Annotated in this window: 13 protein-coding genes; 7 read left to right on the top strand and 6 right to left on the bottom strand. The window is 74.8% G+C overall.

All coding sequences use genetic code 11. The annotated features are described in order from the left end of the window. Positions 1–27: 27 nt before the first annotated feature. On the bottom strand, positions 28–1,116 hold the full coding sequence (locus ABZ452_RS20060; protein ID WP_357944866.1) for a zinc-binding dehydrogenase: 1,089 nt from the start codon (positions 1,114–1,116) through the stop codon (positions 28–30). Next, a complete protein-coding gene (locus ABZ452_RS20055) occupies positions 1,109–2,149 on the bottom strand; it encodes a Gfo/Idh/MocA family oxidoreductase (RefSeq protein ID WP_357944864.1) in 1,041 nt (346 codons plus the stop codon). The genes ABZ452_RS20060 and ABZ452_RS20055 overlap by 8 nt, the downstream gene beginning before the upstream one ends. Before the next feature lie 245 nt (positions 2,150–2,394). On the opposite strand from ABZ452_RS20055, the gene ABZ452_RS20050 reads away from it, so the two are divergent. From ABZ452_RS20050 to ctaD, 5 genes are all read left to right on the top strand, one after another. Further along, positions 2,395–3,375: a glucosyl-3-phosphoglycerate synthase gene (locus tag ABZ452_RS20050; RefSeq protein ID WP_357945358.1), complete on the top strand. Its 981-nt coding sequence runs from the start codon at positions 2,395–2,397 to the stop codon at positions 3,373–3,375. 36 nt (positions 3,376–3,411) lie between these two features. Further along, positions 3,412–4,566, top strand: a complete 1,155-nt coding sequence (locus ABZ452_RS20045) for a glycosyltransferase (RefSeq protein WP_357944862.1) — start codon at positions 3,412–3,414, stop codon at positions 4,564–4,566. Positions 4,567–4,650: 84 nt separating this feature from the next. Further along, positions 4,651–5,115 carry a DUF4383 domain-containing protein gene (locus ABZ452_RS20040; RefSeq protein WP_357944860.1) on the top strand — a complete coding sequence of 155 codons (465 nt, stop codon included), beginning with the start codon at positions 4,651–4,653 and terminating at the stop codon, positions 5,113–5,115. A gap of 89 nt (positions 5,116–5,204) precedes the next feature. After that, positions 5,205–5,936: an ATP-binding protein gene (locus ABZ452_RS20035; protein WP_357944857.1), complete on the top strand. Its 732-nt coding sequence runs from the start codon at positions 5,205–5,207 to the stop codon at positions 5,934–5,936. Between the two features lie 87 nt (positions 5,937–6,023). Continuing rightward, positions 6,024–8,024 (top strand): cytochrome c oxidase subunit I, encoded by a 2,001-nt coding sequence (ctaD, locus tag ABZ452_RS20030; RefSeq protein WP_357944854.1) that lies wholly within the window; start codon positions 6,024–6,026, stop codon positions 8,022–8,024. A gap of 139 nt (positions 8,025–8,163) precedes the next feature. Here the strand turns inward: ctaD and ABZ452_RS20025 are convergent, their stop codons facing one another. From ABZ452_RS20025 to ABZ452_RS20010, 4 genes are all read right to left on the bottom strand, one after another. Beyond that, complete coding sequence (locus ABZ452_RS20025; protein WP_357944852.1) at positions 8,164–9,297, bottom strand: SigB/SigF/SigG family RNA polymerase sigma factor; 1,134 nt, start codon at positions 9,295–9,297, stop codon at positions 8,164–8,166. 242 nt (positions 9,298–9,539) lie between these two features. Then, positions 9,540–10,937: a hypothetical protein gene (locus ABZ452_RS20020; protein WP_357945355.1), complete on the bottom strand. Its 1,398-nt coding sequence runs from the start codon at positions 10,935–10,937 to the stop codon at positions 9,540–9,542. A gap of 274 nt (positions 10,938–11,211) precedes the next feature. Then, positions 11,212–12,972 carry a thiamine pyrophosphate-binding protein gene (locus ABZ452_RS20015; protein WP_357944849.1) on the bottom strand — a complete coding sequence of 587 codons (1,761 nt, stop codon included), beginning with the start codon at positions 12,970–12,972 and terminating at the stop codon, positions 11,212–11,214. After that, complete coding sequence (locus ABZ452_RS20010) at positions 12,965–14,092, bottom strand: Vms1/Ankzf1 family peptidyl-tRNA hydrolase (RefSeq protein WP_357944846.1); 1,128 nt, start codon at positions 14,090–14,092, stop codon at positions 12,965–12,967. Before ABZ452_RS20010 ends, ABZ452_RS20015 begins: the two co-directional genes overlap by 8 nt. Before the next feature lie 140 nt (positions 14,093–14,232). On the opposite strand from ABZ452_RS20010, the gene ABZ452_RS20005 reads away from it, so the two are divergent. Continuing rightward, complete coding sequence (locus ABZ452_RS20005) at positions 14,233–14,781, top strand: hypothetical protein (RefSeq protein WP_357945352.1); 549 nt, start codon at positions 14,233–14,235, stop codon at positions 14,779–14,781. A 36-nt stretch (positions 14,782–14,817) separates the two neighbouring features. Beyond that, complete coding sequence (locus ABZ452_RS20000) at positions 14,818–15,678, top strand: alpha/beta hydrolase (protein WP_357944844.1); 861 nt, start codon at positions 14,818–14,820, stop codon at positions 15,676–15,678. Position 15,679 lies beyond the last annotated feature (1 nt).

The raw sequence follows: 15,679 nt of genomic DNA, 5'->3' as shown, positions 1-15,679 counted from the left end.
CAGCACCGTAACCGGGCCCGCCCAGGCTCAGCCGGTGAGCACCACCTGCAGCTCCGAGCGGCGCCGCTCGGCCAGGTCGGTGAGCAGCACGGGCGCCTCGTCCAGCGGCACCACGGCGGAGACGAGGTGCTTGCGGACCAGGTCACCGTGCTGGCGCAGCAGCTCGACGGTCTCCGCGGAGAGCCGCTCCCGGTCCCAGGTGGGGGCCAGCCCACGCGGCACCCGGCCGATCTGGGCGCAGCGCAGCGACAGCCCGTTGTGGTGGAACTCCTCGCCGAACCGGACCGCGTCCGCGCCGCCCTGGTAGAACGCCAGGTCGATCACCGTGCCCTGAGGCCGCAGCAGCCGCAGCGCGAGCTGGAGCGCCCAGTCCTGCCCCCGGCACTGGAAGACCACGTCCGCGCCGCGGTCGCCGGCGGCGTGGTTCCAGCGGGTCTTGAGCACCACGGCCGGGTCGCCCGCCGCCGGGTCGAGGGTCTCCAGGCCGAGTGCCTCGGCCGCCTCCCGCCGGGCCGGGGTGGGGTCCAGGACCACCACGGAGGCGGCGCCGTGCCGCCGGGCGAACAGCGCGGTGAGCAACCCGACCACTCCACCGCCGACCACCGCCACCCGCCGCCCGCGTACCCCGTCGCCGAGCGAGCGGACGTCGGTGCCGCACAGGTCGGCGGCGGCGTGCAGCAGGCCGTTGGCGCAGATCGGGCCCATGTGCGCGACGTAGACACCGAGCAGCGGGTCGAGGTCGTCGGGCAGCGGCACGAACCGCTCGGCGACCGGGTCGGCGACGTGGCCGCTGCGGTGGCCGTACGTCATGGCGCCGACCGTGCCCACGGCGACGGCCGGGGTGCGGCTCTCCACCACCCGGCCGACCTGCATGTAGCCGAGCCGGGTGACCGGGTACGGCGTGCCGGCGCCGCCGGGCCGGAACAGCCCGAGGTCGGCGTTCCAGGTGACGTGGAGATAGGGGTTGGTGCCCTTGACGTAGCTCAGCTCGGTGCCCGCCGAGACCCCGCTGAACAGGGTCTCCACCCGGAAGGTGCCCTCGCGCAGCTCGGCCGCGTCCTGCTCGACCAGCTCGACCCGGCCCGGAGCGCTGACCACCACCACCCGGTCACGCATCGACGGCCACCCCCGTCGGCCCGGCCGGCGCCGCGTCGGCGACCGCGGCGGTGAGCCGCGCGGCCGGCCCGGTGGGCAGCGCCACCGCCCGCCCGGTACGCGCCGACTCGGCCACCGCCAGGGCCAGCCGCTGGGTGCGCAGCGCCTCGGCGTACGGGACCCGGACGTCGTCGCCGATCCCCCGGACCGCGTCGACGAAGGCCCGGTCGACGGCCACCCGGGCGCCGTCCGGGTCGGCGGGCAGGTGCCGTTCGCCCTCGGCGTCGCAGACGGTCAGGCCGTCCTCGGCCAGCGACAGGGCCAGCCCGTCGGCGAGGATCTCCAGGCCGGCCCGGTGCTTCCAGCCGAGCACGCAGGCCGCGGCCAGAGTGCCGACGGCACCGGAGGCGAAGCGCAGGGTGGCCGCCGTGACCGAGTCGATGTCCGCGCCCTCCACCGGCGGCGGGGTGCCGTCGCCGTACGCGGTCACCTCGGTCGCCTCCCCGACCAGCAGCCGGACCAGGTCCAGGACGTGCGCGGCCTGCTCGACGACCGGCCCGCCGGAGCGGTCCCGGCGCGCCCACCAGGCGACCGGCGGCACCTTGTCCAGCCAGGCGCCGTTGACCATCCGTACCGGACGGTCGGCGAGCAGCTGCCGGGCCTCCTCCACCACGTGCAGGTAGCGCCAGTGGTGGCCGACCCCGGTGAGCAGGCCGCGCCGCTCGACCAGCGTGGCGACCCGCTCCGCGGTCTCCAGGTCGAGCGCCACCGGCTTCTCCACGAACATCGGCACCCCGGCGTCGATCACCGCCTCCTCGACGGGACCGTGCGCGAACGGCGGCACGCAGACGTACACCGCGTCCGGGCCGGCGGCGAGCAGGTCGTCCACGTCGCGGAAGGCCCGGGCGCCGTGCGCGCCGGCGAGCGCCTCCGCCGCCTCCCGGGCGACGTCGGTCACCCCGAGCAGTTCCACGTCCTCGAAGCCGGTCAGCACACGGGCGTGGCGCTGCGCCACCCCGCCGGCCCCGACCAGTCCCACCCGGCACGCGCGCATACTCCCGACCCTTCCACGACGACAGACTGCCGAAAGCACTCCCCGGGCGGGCGCATCGTCAAACGCGGACGGACGCGCAATCAGACGTTCACCGCGCGGGAACCGGCCCGTACCGGACTGGTGATCAGGTGTTCGGCATGATCCGGTTAGCACGGGCCGCGGACTGGGCAATCCAGGAGCCCGTGGTTCCACCACGATCTGGGAGAGTGCCTGTGCGGGATACAGAGTCGACCGTCTCACCTGTGGTGGAGGCCTGGGCCACGTACCGCACCACGTCCGCCGACGACTGGCCGGCGCGTCGCCTGCTGCGGGCCAAGGGCCCGAGCCGGGTGAGCGTGGTGCTGCCGGCCCACAACGAGGAGGCGACCGTCGGGGCGATCGTCTCGACGATCCGGCAGCACCTGATGGACCGGGTGCCGCTGGTGGACGAGCTGATCGTGGTGGACTCGCGGTCCACCGACCGGACCGCGCAGGTGGCCCGGGCGGCCGGCGCCGAGGTGGTCAGCCAGGACGCCATGACGCGCGGGCTGCCCCGGCTCACCGGCAAGGGCGACGCGCTGTGGGCCGGGCTGGCGGCGGCGGAGGGTGACGTCGTCGCGTTCGTCGACGCCGACCTGCGGGAGTTCCGGCCGCACTTCGTCACCGGCCTCGTCGGGCCGCTGCTCACCGACCCGTCGGTGGACTTCGTGAAGGGCTTCTACCACCGGCCCCTGGTCGGGACCACGGGCGTGGAGGCCGACGGCGGGGGCCGGGTGACCGAGCTGATGGCCCGGCCGCTGCTGAACCTGTTCTGGCCGGAGCTGGCCGGCTTCGTCCAGCCGCTGGCCGGGGAGTACGCGGGCCGCCGCGAGGTGCTGGCGCAGCTGCCGTTCGTCTCCGGCTACGGCGTCGAGACGGCCATGCTCATCGACCTGCTGGAGCTGGTCGGGCTGGACGCGCTGGCCCAGGTGGACCTGGGCGAGCGCAAGCACCGGCACCAGGACACCGCCGCGCTGGGCCGGATGTCGGCGCAGATCCTGCTGACCGTCTGGTCCCGGTTGCAGCGGCGCGGCTGGGCGGTGCCCGGCCTGGAGCCGACCGCCCTGTTGACCCAGTTCCGGCGGGGCGGCTCGGAGGCGCTGCCCAACCTGGACCGCGAGATCGTGGTCAGCGACGTCTCGATCGAGGAACGGCCGCCACTGGCGCAGCTGCGACACCGGGTGCCGCGCCGGCGTGTGGCGGCGTGAACCGGTGAGCGCCGCAGGAGGAAGGGACCGCGCACGATGACCCTCACCGTCCTGATGAACGCGGGTCCCTGGCTGTCCGTGCCGCCACCCGGCTACGGCGGGATCGAGAACGTGGTCGCCACGCTGGTGCCGGAGCTGCGCCGGCTCGGCGTGCGGGTGGTGCTCGCCTCGGTGGAGAGCAGCACGCTGCCGGTCGACGAGCGGATCTCGGTCTTCCCGGACGGGCAGTTCCAGAACCTGCAGCGGCCGTACAACCAGGTCTGCGGGGTGGCCCAGGCGCACCTGCACGGCGTGGTGCGCGCGTTGCGCGCCCGCGACGACATCGACCTGGTGCACGATCACGTCGAGGCGGCCGGGTTGGCCACTCTGGCCGCGATGGGCCCGGACGCCCCGCCGGCGCTGCACACCCTGCACTGGGACCTGGCCAAGCACCCGGAGCTGTACGGCAACCTCGACGGCGGCCAGCGGGTGCGGGTCAACGGCGTCTCCGCCGCACAACTGGCCCGCGCCCCGCGGGCCCTCCAGGAGCACTCGGTCGGCCACGTGCACCTGTCCACCCCGCTGGCCGTGGGCGCGGACCGCCGGCCGGCGGTGGCCAAGGGTGAGCACGTGGTCATCCTGGGCCGGATCAACCCGGGCAAGGGGCAGGACCTGGGCGCCCGGCTGGCCCGGCAGGTCGGCTTCCCGCTGGTGCTGGCGGGGCCGGTGGGGCCGTACCACCGGCCCGAGGACCTGGCCGCGGCGGGCGACGAGGCCCGGCAGAACCCGGATGTGCGGTTCTTCTACGACCGGGTGGCCCCGCACGTCGACGGCGACCTGGTGCGCTGGGTCGGCACGGTCGCCGGGCAGGAGCGCGACGACCTGGTGGCGGGGGCGCGGGCCTCGCTGTTCCCGCTGCGCTGGGAGGAGCCCGGCGGCACCGCGGTGGTCGAGTCGCTCGCGCTCGGCACGCCGGTGGTGGCCACCACCCGCGGGTGCCTGCCGGAGCTGATCGAGCACGGCCGCACCGGGCTGCTCACCGCCGACGAGGAGGAGCTGGGCGAGCTGGTGCTGGCCGCCGGGCTGCTCGACGAGGACGAGTGCCGGCGGGAGGCGGCGGCCCGGTTCACCCCGGAGCGGATGGCCCAGCGGTACGTGGAGCTGTACGAGGGGGTCCGCCGGCTCGCCGCCCGGTCGTTGCAGCCGGCCTGACCCGGAGGGTTCGCGCCGGTTGCGCGTTTGCCCCCGGTGTGCCCGGGAAAGCCGCCCGGTCCCTTGTCTGGCGAGGAGGCCGGCATGACGAACTCGATGGCCCACTCCCGTGGGCGACGCAACCCGGCCGACGGCCGCGCGCCGGTACGCCGGGCCGCGGCGACGGTCGGCGTGCTCTTCCTGGTGATCGGCGTGCTGGGCTTCATCCCCGGCATCACCACCCACTACAGCGACCTCAAGTTCGCCGGGCACGACTCCGACGCCAAGCTGCTCGGCCTGTTCCAGACCTCGGTGCTGCACAACATCGTGCACCTGCTGTTCGGGATCGCCGGCCTGCTGCTGGCCCGGTCGGTCTCCGGCGCGCGGGCGTTCCTGGTCGGCGGCGGCGCGATCTATCTCGTGCTCTGGCTCTACGGCCTGGTGGTCGACCACAACAGCGGCGCGAACTTCATCCCGCTCAACGGCGCGGACAACTGGCTGCACTTCCTGCTCGGGGTCGGCATGATCGCCCTCGGGCTGCTCACCACCCGGGGCGCAAAGCGGCGCTGACCAGGCCCACCCGGAGCCGGATGTCCGGTTTCACCCGCCCCGGGCGCGGGTATTTCCAGATCCCCGACGAGATGGAAACGAGGGCCTGGATGTCGACCCGGATCAGGTGCGAGGTCCGCGACGAGACGCCGGTCACCGTCGTACGGCTGGCGGGCGCGCTCGACCTGGGCACGATGCGCTCGGTGCACACCGTGCTCGACCGGTGCCTCGCCGCGCAGCCGGACGCCCTCGTGGTCGACCTGGAGAAGCTGGCCGTCACCGACCCGCTCGCCCTGTCCGTCTTCGCGGCCGCCGCCCGCCGGGCCGCGGACTGGCCGGCCGTGCCCATGGTGCTGTCCGCGCCGCCGCCGGAGGCGGCGGCCTGGCTCACCGAGACCACCGCCTGCCGGGTGGTCCCGGTCCGCGGCGACTGCGCGGAGGCGGCGGCGCTGGCCGGGACGGTCGCGGCCCCGCGGCTGCGCGCCCGGCTGGAGCCGGTGGCGGGGGCCTGCCGGCGGGCCCGCGAGCTGGTCACCGACGCGTGCGGCCGGTGGAACATCCCGGAACTGGCCGGCCCCGCCTCCCTGGTCCTCAGTGAGCTGGTCGGCAACGTCGTCCGGCACGCCGGCACCCCGATGCAGGTGACGCTGACCCTGCGCCGGCCGTACCTGCGGGTGGCCGTGATGGACGGCAGCCCGGCCGACCCGCGGGCGGCGACCGACCGCGACCCGCGGGCCGAGGGCGGGCGCGGGCTGATGCTGGTCCGCGAGCTGACCCAGCGCTGGGGCAGCACCCCGGCGGGCGCGGGCAAGGTGGTCTGGGCCATGCTGCCGGCGAACTGACCGAATTCTCCGCTCTCGCCTGGTTTGATGGGCAGAGGGTCGGGTACGCGTGCCCGTCCTGTCTGTCGTCACACGGGGTGAGAAGCCATGCCTAAGCGGGTAGTCACGGAGCCACGAGACCGGGGGCCTGCGATCCTCGCGCCGGCCCGGTTCGGCGGCTTTCCCGGCCCGGTCCGGGGGGCGGTCAAGGGCGACTCGCTGTGGCGGCTGCTGCGCACCACCGACGCGAAGCTCATCGGCCTGCTGTACCTGGGCACAGCCTTCGCGTGGTTCATCATCGGCGGGTTCATGGCGATGCTCATGCGGGGGGAGCTGGGCCAGCCCGGCATGCAGTTCCTGTCCCCGGAGCAGTACAACCAGCTGTTCACCATGCACGGCACGATCATGTTGCTGCTGTTCGCGACGCCCATGGTGTTCGGGTTCGGCAACTACATCGTGCCGTTGCAGATCGGCGCGCCGGACGTGGCCTTTCCCCGACTCAACGCCTTCGCGTACTGGCTCTACTTCTTCGGAGGCCTCATCGTCCTCGGCGGGTTCGTCACCCCGCAGGGCGCGGCGGACTTCGGCTGGACCGCGTACACGCCGTTGAGCGAGTCGCAGCACAGCCCGGGAGTCGGCGGGAACATGTGGGTGGTGGGCCTGGCCGTCTCCGGGCTGGGCACCATCCTCGGCGCGGTCAACCTGATCACCACGATCATCACCCTGCGCGCGCCCGGCATGACGCTGTTCCGGATGCCGATCTTCACCTGGAACCTGCTGCTCACCAGCGTCCTGGTGATCCTGGTCTTCCCGCTGCTGGCCGCCGCGCTGTTCGCACTCGGCGCCGACCGGATCCTGCACTCGCACGTCTTCGACCCGACCACCGGCGGGCCGATGCTCTGGCAGCACCTGTTCTGGTTCTTCGGCCATCCCGAGGTCTACATCGTGGCGCTGCCGTTCTTCGGCATCATCACCGAGATCATCCCGGTCTTCTCCCGCAAGCCGATCTTCGGCTACACCGGTCTGGTGCTCGCCACCATCGCGATCACCGTGCTGTCGATGACCGTCTGGGCGCACCACATGTTCGCCACCGGCCAGGTGCTGCTGCCGTTCTTCAGCATCCTCAGCTACCTCATCGCGGTGCCGACCGGCGTGAAGTTCTTCAACTGGATCGGCACCATGTGGAAGGGGCAGATCACCTTCGAGACGCCGATGCTGTTCGCCATCGGGTTCCTGGTCACGTTCCTGTTCGGTGGACTCACCGGGGTGCTGCTGGCCAGCCCGCCGGCCGACTTCCACCTGCACGACACCTACTTCGTGGTGGCCCACTTCCACTACGTGCTCTTCGGCACCATCGTCTTCGCCGCGTTCGGCGGGCTCTACTTCTGGTTTCCCAAGATGACCGGGCGGCTGCTCGACGAGCGCCTGGGCAAGATGCACTTCTGGACCATGTTCATCGGGTTCCACGCCACCTTCCTGGTCCAGCACTGGCTGGGCGCCGAGGGCATGCCCCGCCGGTACGCCGACTACCTGCCCGGCGACGGCTTCACCACGCTCAACGTGATCTCCACCCTCGGGTCCTTCCTGCTCGGCGCGTCCACGCTCTTCGTCATCTACAACATCTGGAAGTCCTGGCGTTACGGCGCCATGGTGACCGTGGACGACCCGTGGGGCTTCGGCAACTCCCTCGAGTGGGCCACCACCTGCCCGCCGCCACTGCGCAACTTCGACCGGATGCCGCGGATCCGCTCCGAGCGGCCCGCCTTCGACGCCAAGTACGGCCCACTCGTCTCCGACCTGGGCCGCGACCTGCCGCAGCGCACCACCAAGCCGCCGCAGCACTTCACGGAGGAGTTGCGCCACGTGCCGTACACCCCGGAGTCGCCGGCCGCCGAGGGCGCGCACGGCGCCCGCGAGGCCGTCGAGTACCAGCCCGCGCCGCAGTCCGGCGCGCGGCCGGTCGAGGTGCCGGAGCCGGAGGAGGTGCGCCGGCCCAGCTTCGACGAGACGATCGAGCCGGACGAGACCCAGCTGGGTCCACAGCGCAGCAAGCCGTCGAACCCCCGCTGGGAACACCCCCGCGGGCACGGCGAGAGCACCGAGGACTGACCGGACCGCACCGCGGAGGGGCCGGCGCCGTCGGGCGCCGGCCCCTTTCGCTCGGGTACGCGCGCGCCGCCCGCCCCGGTCCCGTCGGGTACGGCACCGCGCCGGCCCCGGTGGACGGAGCCGGCGCGGTCCGGACGGATCAGTCGGCGGCGGGCAGGCCGGCCGCGGCGAGCGAACGGCGCACCGCGGGCTGCACCCGGGTCAGCCGCAGCGGCACCCCGGTGCGCGCAGCGGCGTCCCGGCCGGCCATCAGCGCGGCGATCCCGCCCGCGTCGAAGCCGCCCGCGCCCACCAGGTCGACCACCACCTCGCGGGGCTGCCCGGTGACCGCCTCCAGCATGGCCTTGCGGAGCCGGTCCGCGCCGTCGCGGTCCACCTCTCCCCCGACCTCGACGACCACCCGGTCGCCGTTCTGCTTCACCGAGATCCTCGCCCTGGCCGGCTCGGACTCGGCCGCGCCGTTCTGCCACGGTGGCGGGGCGTCGGCGAGCATCGCCTGGCGCAGCCAGGTCAGGGCCCGGGAGAGCAGCCGGGACACGTGCATCTGCGAGATGCCGAACCGGGCCGCGATCTCCGCCTGGGTCTGGTTGCCGTAGAAGCGCATGGCGAGGATCCGCCGCTCGCGCCACGGCAGCCGGTGCAGCAGGCCGCTGACCGTGACCCGGTCGTCGACCGACTCCAGGGCGTTGTCCGACTCGCCGACCAGGTCGCCGAACTCGGCGGAGCTCTCCCCGCCGACCGGCGCGTTCAGCGAGGCCGGGCTGTAGCCGGCGGCCGACTCCAGCGCGGCGAGGATCTCCTCCTCGGGCGTCTCCAGCCGTTCGGCCAGCTCCGCGACCGTCGGCGCCCGGGACAGCTCGCTGGTCAGCGCCGCCGTCGCCTGCCCGACCTCCAGGATCAGGTCGCGCAGCCGGCGCGGCACGTGCACACCCCAGGTGCGGTCCCGGAAGTGCCGTTTGATCTCGCCGACGATGGTGATGGCCGCGTACGCGGTGAACGAGCCGCGCTCCGGGTCGTACCGGTCGACGGCGTTGACCAGGCCGAGGCGGGCCACCTGCTCCAGGTCCTCCAGCGGTTCCCCGCGGCCCCGGTAGCGGCGGGCCAGCCGCCCGGCGAAGGGCAGCGCGAAGCGCACCAGGTCGTCCCGTGCCTCCTGCCGCCGCTCGGGTGGCAGGCCGGCGATCCGTGCCGCGTACGCCAGCGCCGCCGCGTCGAGGTCCTCCAGGCCCCGCTCGGTCGGTGGTGGTGTGGGTGTGGTGGTCTGTCCGAACATCCGCGCCTCCCTCAGGAAGGTCCCCCGCCCGGATCGGAACCGGTCGTGCGCGTGGTCGAGCCACACACCGGGCCGGAAGTTGGGTTACGTGACGGCACGCCGGAAGCGGCGGCCGCCCGCCGCACGGCGTCGTGGGCCGTTCCGCGGCGAGCGGTGTTCCCGCTCCGTAGGTACTCAATCACGGTCCGCAGGATCGCGAGGATGTTTCGCCAGGTTGGTCGGCGACCCGCCGACGGCCGGCCTCAGGAGACCAGCAACCCCTGGTGGGCGCCCGCGTCGCGCAGCGCGGCGAGGGCCTCGGCCATCCGCAGCGGCGGCGGCACGGGCAGGTCGTAGGCCTGGTTGCGCAACACCTCCGTGGCACGGCGGGTGGGCACCGCGGTGACCGGGTAGCCGCGCGCGGAGCCCCTGTCCAGGGCGCGCCGGCGGCGCCCGAACCCGGCCACCGCGAGCCACTGGGGCAGCCCCGCGAGGGCCGGCGAGCGGATCCCGGGCGGCTCCGGCAGCACGTCCACCGAGCTGAACGGCTCGCTGCCGGCGAGCCACCACTCGGCCCCCTGCACCCGGCGGCGGGTCGCGTTCTCGCACCAGTAGGGCACCAGGCCCGCCCGGAGCACCTGCCACGGGTCGAGCAGCCGGCCGCACTCGACCACCAGGCGGTCGCCGGTCTTGCCGGCCCGGCGCAGCCAGCGCCGGTACAGGTCCGCGGTGGCCGCGCTCAGCGCGTCCGGCTGAGGGACGACAACCCGGTGCAGCGGGTGTCCCTGGCGGCCGCCCCACTCCCGGGCGTCGTGCTCGAAACCGGACTCCACGCCGTTCTCGGCGAACGCCGCCGGGGAGGTGACGTCCGGCGGTGCCCAGCGCGCGCCGTCGCCGCCCGCCGAACGGAGCACCTGGCGCAGCGCGTGCGCGTCCGGGTGGAAGTCGACCGGGTCGAGGCCGCTGGCCGGGCAGCCGACCTGGAAGCTGTGCCCGCTCCCCTCGTCCCGCACCGGCCACGTGCGCGCGTCGTGCAGCAGCAGCACCGGCGCCCCGGGCTCCAGCCCTTCGGCCAGGAACCGGGCGTACGCCACGGGCAGCGCCCGCCAGCGCACCGCGAGAGCCACCGTGGCGCCCGCCGACGCGCCCCGGCTGGCCGGGCAGTGCACCTGCCGGACGTGCACGCGGGCGTTGCCGGCGAGCAGCCGGCCGGCCAGCGCGGCGCCGTGGTCGAGCGCGGCGTCCGGGCGGTCCACCGCGCCCCGCGTCCAGTGCGCGGCCACCTCGAAGCCGGCAGGCAGCCAGGGCACCCCGAGCGCCACCGCGAGGTGCGCCGCGGCGCCGTGCGGCGAGCCGAACACCGCACCGGGCCAGCGGCGGGCCGGGTACTGGTCGACGAACCAGCCGGCCACCCGCTCGGCGTCCACGTCGGCGACCTGTGCGGGGCTGAGCGCGGCCCGACCGGCGGCCCGTGCCGCGGCGGCCCGGCGCACCGGCTCCGGGGCCCCGGTGAAGCGCGACAGCGGCCCCGGGTGACCGAGGTCGCCGCAGTCGTCGCCGCGCAGCGCCCGGGCCGTCACGGCGACCAGGAGCCGGGCGGCGCTACCCGCCGCCACGACCCGGTCGCCGGTTAGCCCGGCGCCGGCCGTCGTCGGCCCCACCGGCACCTTCCGCCCCGGCCCCACCTTGCCTCGTTCGCTCACCACGCGGCCCGGCTTCCCGTCCCTCTGGGGTCTAAACGGGGCATCCCCCCACGGGTCGGACCAATCAGCGGGCGGGCGGCGGCACCGCGCGCGGCACGCACCGGAGCAGTTCCGCCGTGCCCCGCCGTCGCGGGCGGAACGGGGGCGAAAGCAGCGCGGCCCGGCGGCACGACAGCGGTCGGCACCGCCCCCGACCGAGGGCGGTGCCGACCTCACGCGTGGCCCGGTCCCGCTACACCAGGTCCTCCGCCTCCACGGCCGTCCCGGTCTCCAGCACCCGCTCCCGCACCCGCCGGGCGGCGTCCCCGTCGGCGAACAGGCCGCGCAGGTCGGCCAGGGCCGGCTCGGGCGGGTCCAGCGCCACCGCCGGGTCGACCACGGCCTCCAGCACGCTGGGCCGGTCCGCGGCGAGCACCTCGTCCCAGGCGGGACCGACCAGGTCCGGCCGGTCCACCCGCACCCCGTGCAGGCCGAGCAGCCGGGCCCAGCCGGCGTACGGCACGTCGGGCCGCCGGGCGGCGAACGCGCCGGGCGGGCGTCCGTCACCCATCCCGGACTGGTCGCGGTTGTTCAGCACCAGCACCACCAGCCGGGGATCCCGCCACTCCTGCCAGTGGTGCGCCACGGTGATCAGCTCGGCCAGCCCGTTGAGCTGCATGGCGCCGTCGCCGAGCAGCGCGAGCACCGGCTCGTCGGGGCGGGCCAGCTTGGCGGCGACCGCGTACGGCAGGGCGCAGCCCATCGAGCCGAGCGTGCCGCAGAGCTGCGCCCGCACGCCCGGAGGCAGTTGCAGATGCCGGGCGTACCAGTAGATGACCGAACCGACGTCCACCGCGACGGAGCCGTCGCGCGGCAGCCGGGCGGAGAGCTCCTGCAGCACGAGCTGCGGGTTCACCGGCTCGGCCGGCGCGGCGGCCCGCTCGGCGGCGGCGTCCCGCCACCGGTCGACCGAGCTCTCCACGATGCCCCGCCACTGCGCGTTGGGCCGGTCCGGCACCCGCCCCAGCAGCGCGCGCAGGGTCTCGGCGGCGTCGCCCACCAGCGGCACGTCCACCGGGTAGCGGGTGCCGATGCGCCGGCCGTCGATGTCGATCTGGATGGTGCGCACCTGGCCCGGCATCGGGAACCAGTCGGTCCACGGGTCGTTGGTGCCGACCATGAGCAGGGTGTCGCAGCCCCCCATGAGCTGCGCCGCGGCGGTCGTGCCGACCTCGCCGAGCACCCCGGTGTGGAAGGGCAGCCGCTCGTCGAGCACCGGCTTGCCCAGCAGCGAGGTGGCCACGCCCGCGCCGAGCCGGTCGGCGAGGGCGACCACCTCGTCGGCCGCCCCGTGCGCGCCCTGCCCGATCAGGATCGCCACCCGCTGCCCGGCGCCGAGCAGCGCGCCGGCGGCGTCCAGGTCGGCGTCGTGCGGCAGCACCCGGGCCAGCGGCTCCCCCGGCGTCGCCGACATCACGCCGGCGGCCTGCGGCAGCAGGTCGGGCACGGCGGCGAGCTGCAACGCGTGCGGCAGCACCACGCAGGTCGGGCTGCGGGTGGCCGCCGCGGTGCGGAACGCCTGGTCCAGCAGGACCGGTACCTGGTCCGGGGTGCGGCCGTAGCGGACGAACTGGTTGCAGACGTCGCCGAAGAGGCGGCTCAGCCCGATCTCCTCGTGCGCCCCGCCGAGCGGCCCCGTGACGTCCTCGCCGACGATCGCCACCACCGGCTTGCTGTCCAGCTTGGCGTCGTAGAGGCCGTTGAGCAGGTGGACCGCGGCCGGCCCCTGGGTGGCCAGGCACACCCCGATCTCGCCGGTGAACTTGGCGTGCCCGGTGGCCATGAACGCGGCGGTCTCCTCGTGGCGGGCCGGGATGAACTCCGGGTCCCCGCCCGCCGCGTCGAGCGCGCCGACCAGGGGGGCGATCGCCGCCCCCGGGTAGCCGAACGCCCGAGGCACCCGCCAGGCCCGCAGCCGTTCGACGACCAGGTCCGCCACCGTACGGTCAGCCATTGCCCCGCCCGGGCGTGCTGGCGTCGACGTAGCGCAGCACGGCGCCGACCCCGTCGGTGAGTTCCGGCGCCTCCTCCGGCGCGAGCACGGTGAGCTCGGCGTCGGTGCCGATGAGGGCGCGCAGCAGCGCGGCGTCGGCCCGTACCTTCTGCGGGTCGGCCACGGACATGTCCCGCAGCTGTGCCGGGTCGGTGGCGATCTCGGTGGGTTCCGGCCCCACCCACAGCTCGCCGTCGGCGGACGCGTCGTCGACGATCAGCATGGTGTCGACCTGGTCGCGTTGCAGGGCGGAGACCACGGCGTCGAGGCCGGCGCCGACGTCCTCCTGCACGCCGAAGCGGTCCAGCGCGGTGGCGATCCGCTGGTCGGCGACCTCGGCGATGGTCTGCACGGTGATGTCGTCCATCAGGGTGTCGTCGGCGCCGATCCTCTCGCGCGAGCCGGCGTCGGTGCGGACCAGCACGTCCTGCCAGCGCTCGGGCAGCTGGGCGGCGATCATCCCGGTGGCCCGGATGTCCCCGGCCACCACCACCACGTCCGCGCCGACCCGGTCGGCCAGCTCGGCGGTGGCCGCCGCGGCGTCACCGGCGTTGTGGTGCCAGGCCTCCATGGCGGCCCGCTGGTAGCGGGACTGCGACCAGCCGCCCGGCTGCACCCGGCGCAGCTGCCGGCTCTCCCGCCCCTTCACCGTGGCGCGCCGCGGCACCCCGCCGGCGCTGACCGCGACCGCGTCGGCCCCGGTCCGGTCGGCGAGCACCCGCACCCAGGCGATCTGCTCGCCGCGCTGGGCGACCAGGGGCATGGTGTGCGGCAGCGCGGACCAGGTGGCCAGGTCGCGCAGCGGCGGTGCGGAGAGGTATTCGGTGAGCACCACCCGCCCCCGGGTGGCGAAGACGGCGATGCCGTAGTCGCCGGGCATCGGTTGGTGCCGGCGGACCACCTCCTCGACCGCCTCGACGGTCGCCTGGTCGGCGCCCTGTCCGATCAGCTCCCCCTTGAGCGCGCGCCAGCGCAGGTCGACCTGCGGACGTGCGTCATGGGTGTCGCGGGAGGCGTCCAGGTACACCGAGCACCACGGCCCGGGACGGTCGTAGAGCGGGCGCAGGAAGGACAGCTGCATGCTCGACCCCTTTCCAGCTCGGCCGCACGCATACCCGCGCGACCCCGGATGTCACCTTCCGGGGCCGGCCGTGACCGGTGTTCATTCACGTCGTTCAACCCGGGGAATCGATACCATCAGTGAACGCGACGGGACTCTCGGTGGTGAACATGGACACGGAGCTGCACATCCGCCACACCGTCCATCCGACGGAACGGATCGTCACCGGCCGGTTGGCCCGCCTCCAGGAGGGCTACGCCCGCGAGGTGCGGGTGGGTCAGCCGGTGCTCGTCGGGGTGCTGACCGCGGCGGGCGTGGTGGGGCTGCTGCTGCGGGTGGTCCGGGCGCTGCTCAGCAGCGGCGGCGGGGGCGCGCGGCGCAGCTTCAAGGAGCTGAAGAAGGGGCCCGAGTTCCTGGTCACGCCGGTCCGCGTACGCGACGCCGCCGACCGGCTCGTGGAGGTGGAGCTGCACGGCCACCTGCCGCAGAGCGCCCTGCACCCCGGCGACCACCTGCAACTGACCCTGCGCCCGCAGCGCGACCCCGACCTGCCGCCCCGGATCGAGCGCATCGTCAACCTGACCACCGGTCAGCTGCTGACCCCGCGCACCGCCACGGTCTGGTCGCACCTGGGGCCGGCGCTGCTGCTGCAGGCGGCGCTCGGCGTGCTGCTGGTCGCCGGCGTCGCCGCCTGCTCAGCGCTCGGCTGAGGTTTCCGCTGCCGCCCGCCGGGGCACCGGCTCGCCATGTTCCCCGGATTCACCCTGGAGCACATCGACGTCGGCCCGGTGCGCCTGCGGGTCCGGCACGGCGGCTCCGGGCCGCCGGTGGTGCTGCTGCACGGGCACCCGCGCACCCACGCCACCTGGCACCGGGTGGCGCCGCTGCTCGCCGACCGGCACACCGTGATCTGCCCCGACCTGCGGGGATACGGCGACTCGTCGAAACCGCCGAGCGACCCGGCGCACACCACCTACTCCAAGCGGGCGATGGCCGGCGACGTCGTGGCGCTGCTCGACGCGCTCGGTCATTCCCGCGCGGCCGTCGTCGGCCACGACCGGGGCTGCTACGTGGCCATGCGGACCGCGCTGGACCACCCGGACCGGGTGACCCGGCTCGGCGTGCTCGACGGCGTGCCGATCGGCGAGGCCCTGGCGCGCTGCGACGCCCGGTTCGCGGCCCGCTGGTGGCACTGGTTCTTCCTGGGCCAGCTCGCGAAGCCGGCCGAGCGCGTGATCAACGCCGACCCGGACGCCTGGTACGGCGGCTCGCCGGAGGCGATGGGCGCGGAGGCGTACGCCGACTACCGCCGGGCCATCCACGACCCGGCCACGGTGCACGCCATGTGCGAGGACTACCGGGCGGGACTCGGCCCGGACCGGGCGGCGGACGACGCGGACCGGGCCGCCGGCAGGCGGATCGGCTGCCCCGTGCTCTTCGCCTGGTCGGAGCGGGACGACATGGTCGACCTGTACGGCGACCCGGCGGCGATCTGGCGGGACTGGGCCGACGACGTGCGGGCGGCGTCGATCCCCTCCGGCCACCACATGGCCGAGGAGGCGCCGGTGGAGCTGGCCGCCCTGCTCGGCGACTTCCTGGCCGGGTGAC

It is taken from the genome of Micromonospora sp. NPDC005707 (genome assembly GCF_040631005.1).
Classification (GTDB): Bacteria; Actinomycetota; Actinomycetes; order Mycobacteriales; family Micromonosporaceae; genus Micromonospora.
Note: the sequence above shows the minus strand (reverse complement) of the source record. Positions and strands in the feature narration are given on the sequence as shown.

Bases quoted from the DNA above. Each gene is read 5' to 3' on its own strand.
- ABZ452_RS20060 (WP_357944866.1), bottom strand. From the start codon at position 1,116: ATGCGTGACCGGGTGGTGGTGGTCAGCGCTCCGGGCCGGGTCGAGCTG.
- ABZ452_RS20055 (WP_357944864.1), bottom strand. From the start codon at position 2,149: ATGCGCGCGTGCCGGGTGGGACTGGTCGGGGCCGGCGGGGTGGCGCAG.
- ABZ452_RS20045 (WP_357944862.1), top strand. From the start codon at position 3,412: ATGACCCTCACCGTCCTGATGAACGCGGGTCCCTGGCTGTCCGTGCCG.
- ABZ452_RS20040 (WP_357944860.1), top strand. From the start codon at position 4,651: ATGACGAACTCGATGGCCCACTCCCGTGGGCGACGCAACCCGGCCGAC.
- ABZ452_RS20035 (WP_357944857.1), top strand. From the start codon at position 5,205: ATGTCGACCCGGATCAGGTGCGAGGTCCGCGACGAGACGCCGGTCACC.
- ctaD (WP_357944854.1), top strand. From the start codon at position 6,024: ATGCCTAAGCGGGTAGTCACGGAGCCACGAGACCGGGGGCCTGCGATC.
- ABZ452_RS20025 (WP_357944852.1), bottom strand. From the start codon at position 9,297: ATGTTCGGACAGACCACCACACCCACACCACCACCGACCGAGCGGGGC.
- ABZ452_RS20015 (WP_357944849.1), bottom strand. From the start codon at position 12,972: ATGGCTGACCGTACGGTGGCGGACCTGGTCGTCGAACGGCTGCGGGCC.
- ABZ452_RS20010 (WP_357944846.1), bottom strand. From the start codon at position 14,092: ATGCAGCTGTCCTTCCTGCGCCCGCTCTACGACCGTCCCGGGCCGTGG.
- ABZ452_RS20000 (WP_357944844.1), top strand. From the start codon at position 14,818: ATGTTCCCCGGATTCACCCTGGAGCACATCGACGTCGGCCCGGTGCGC.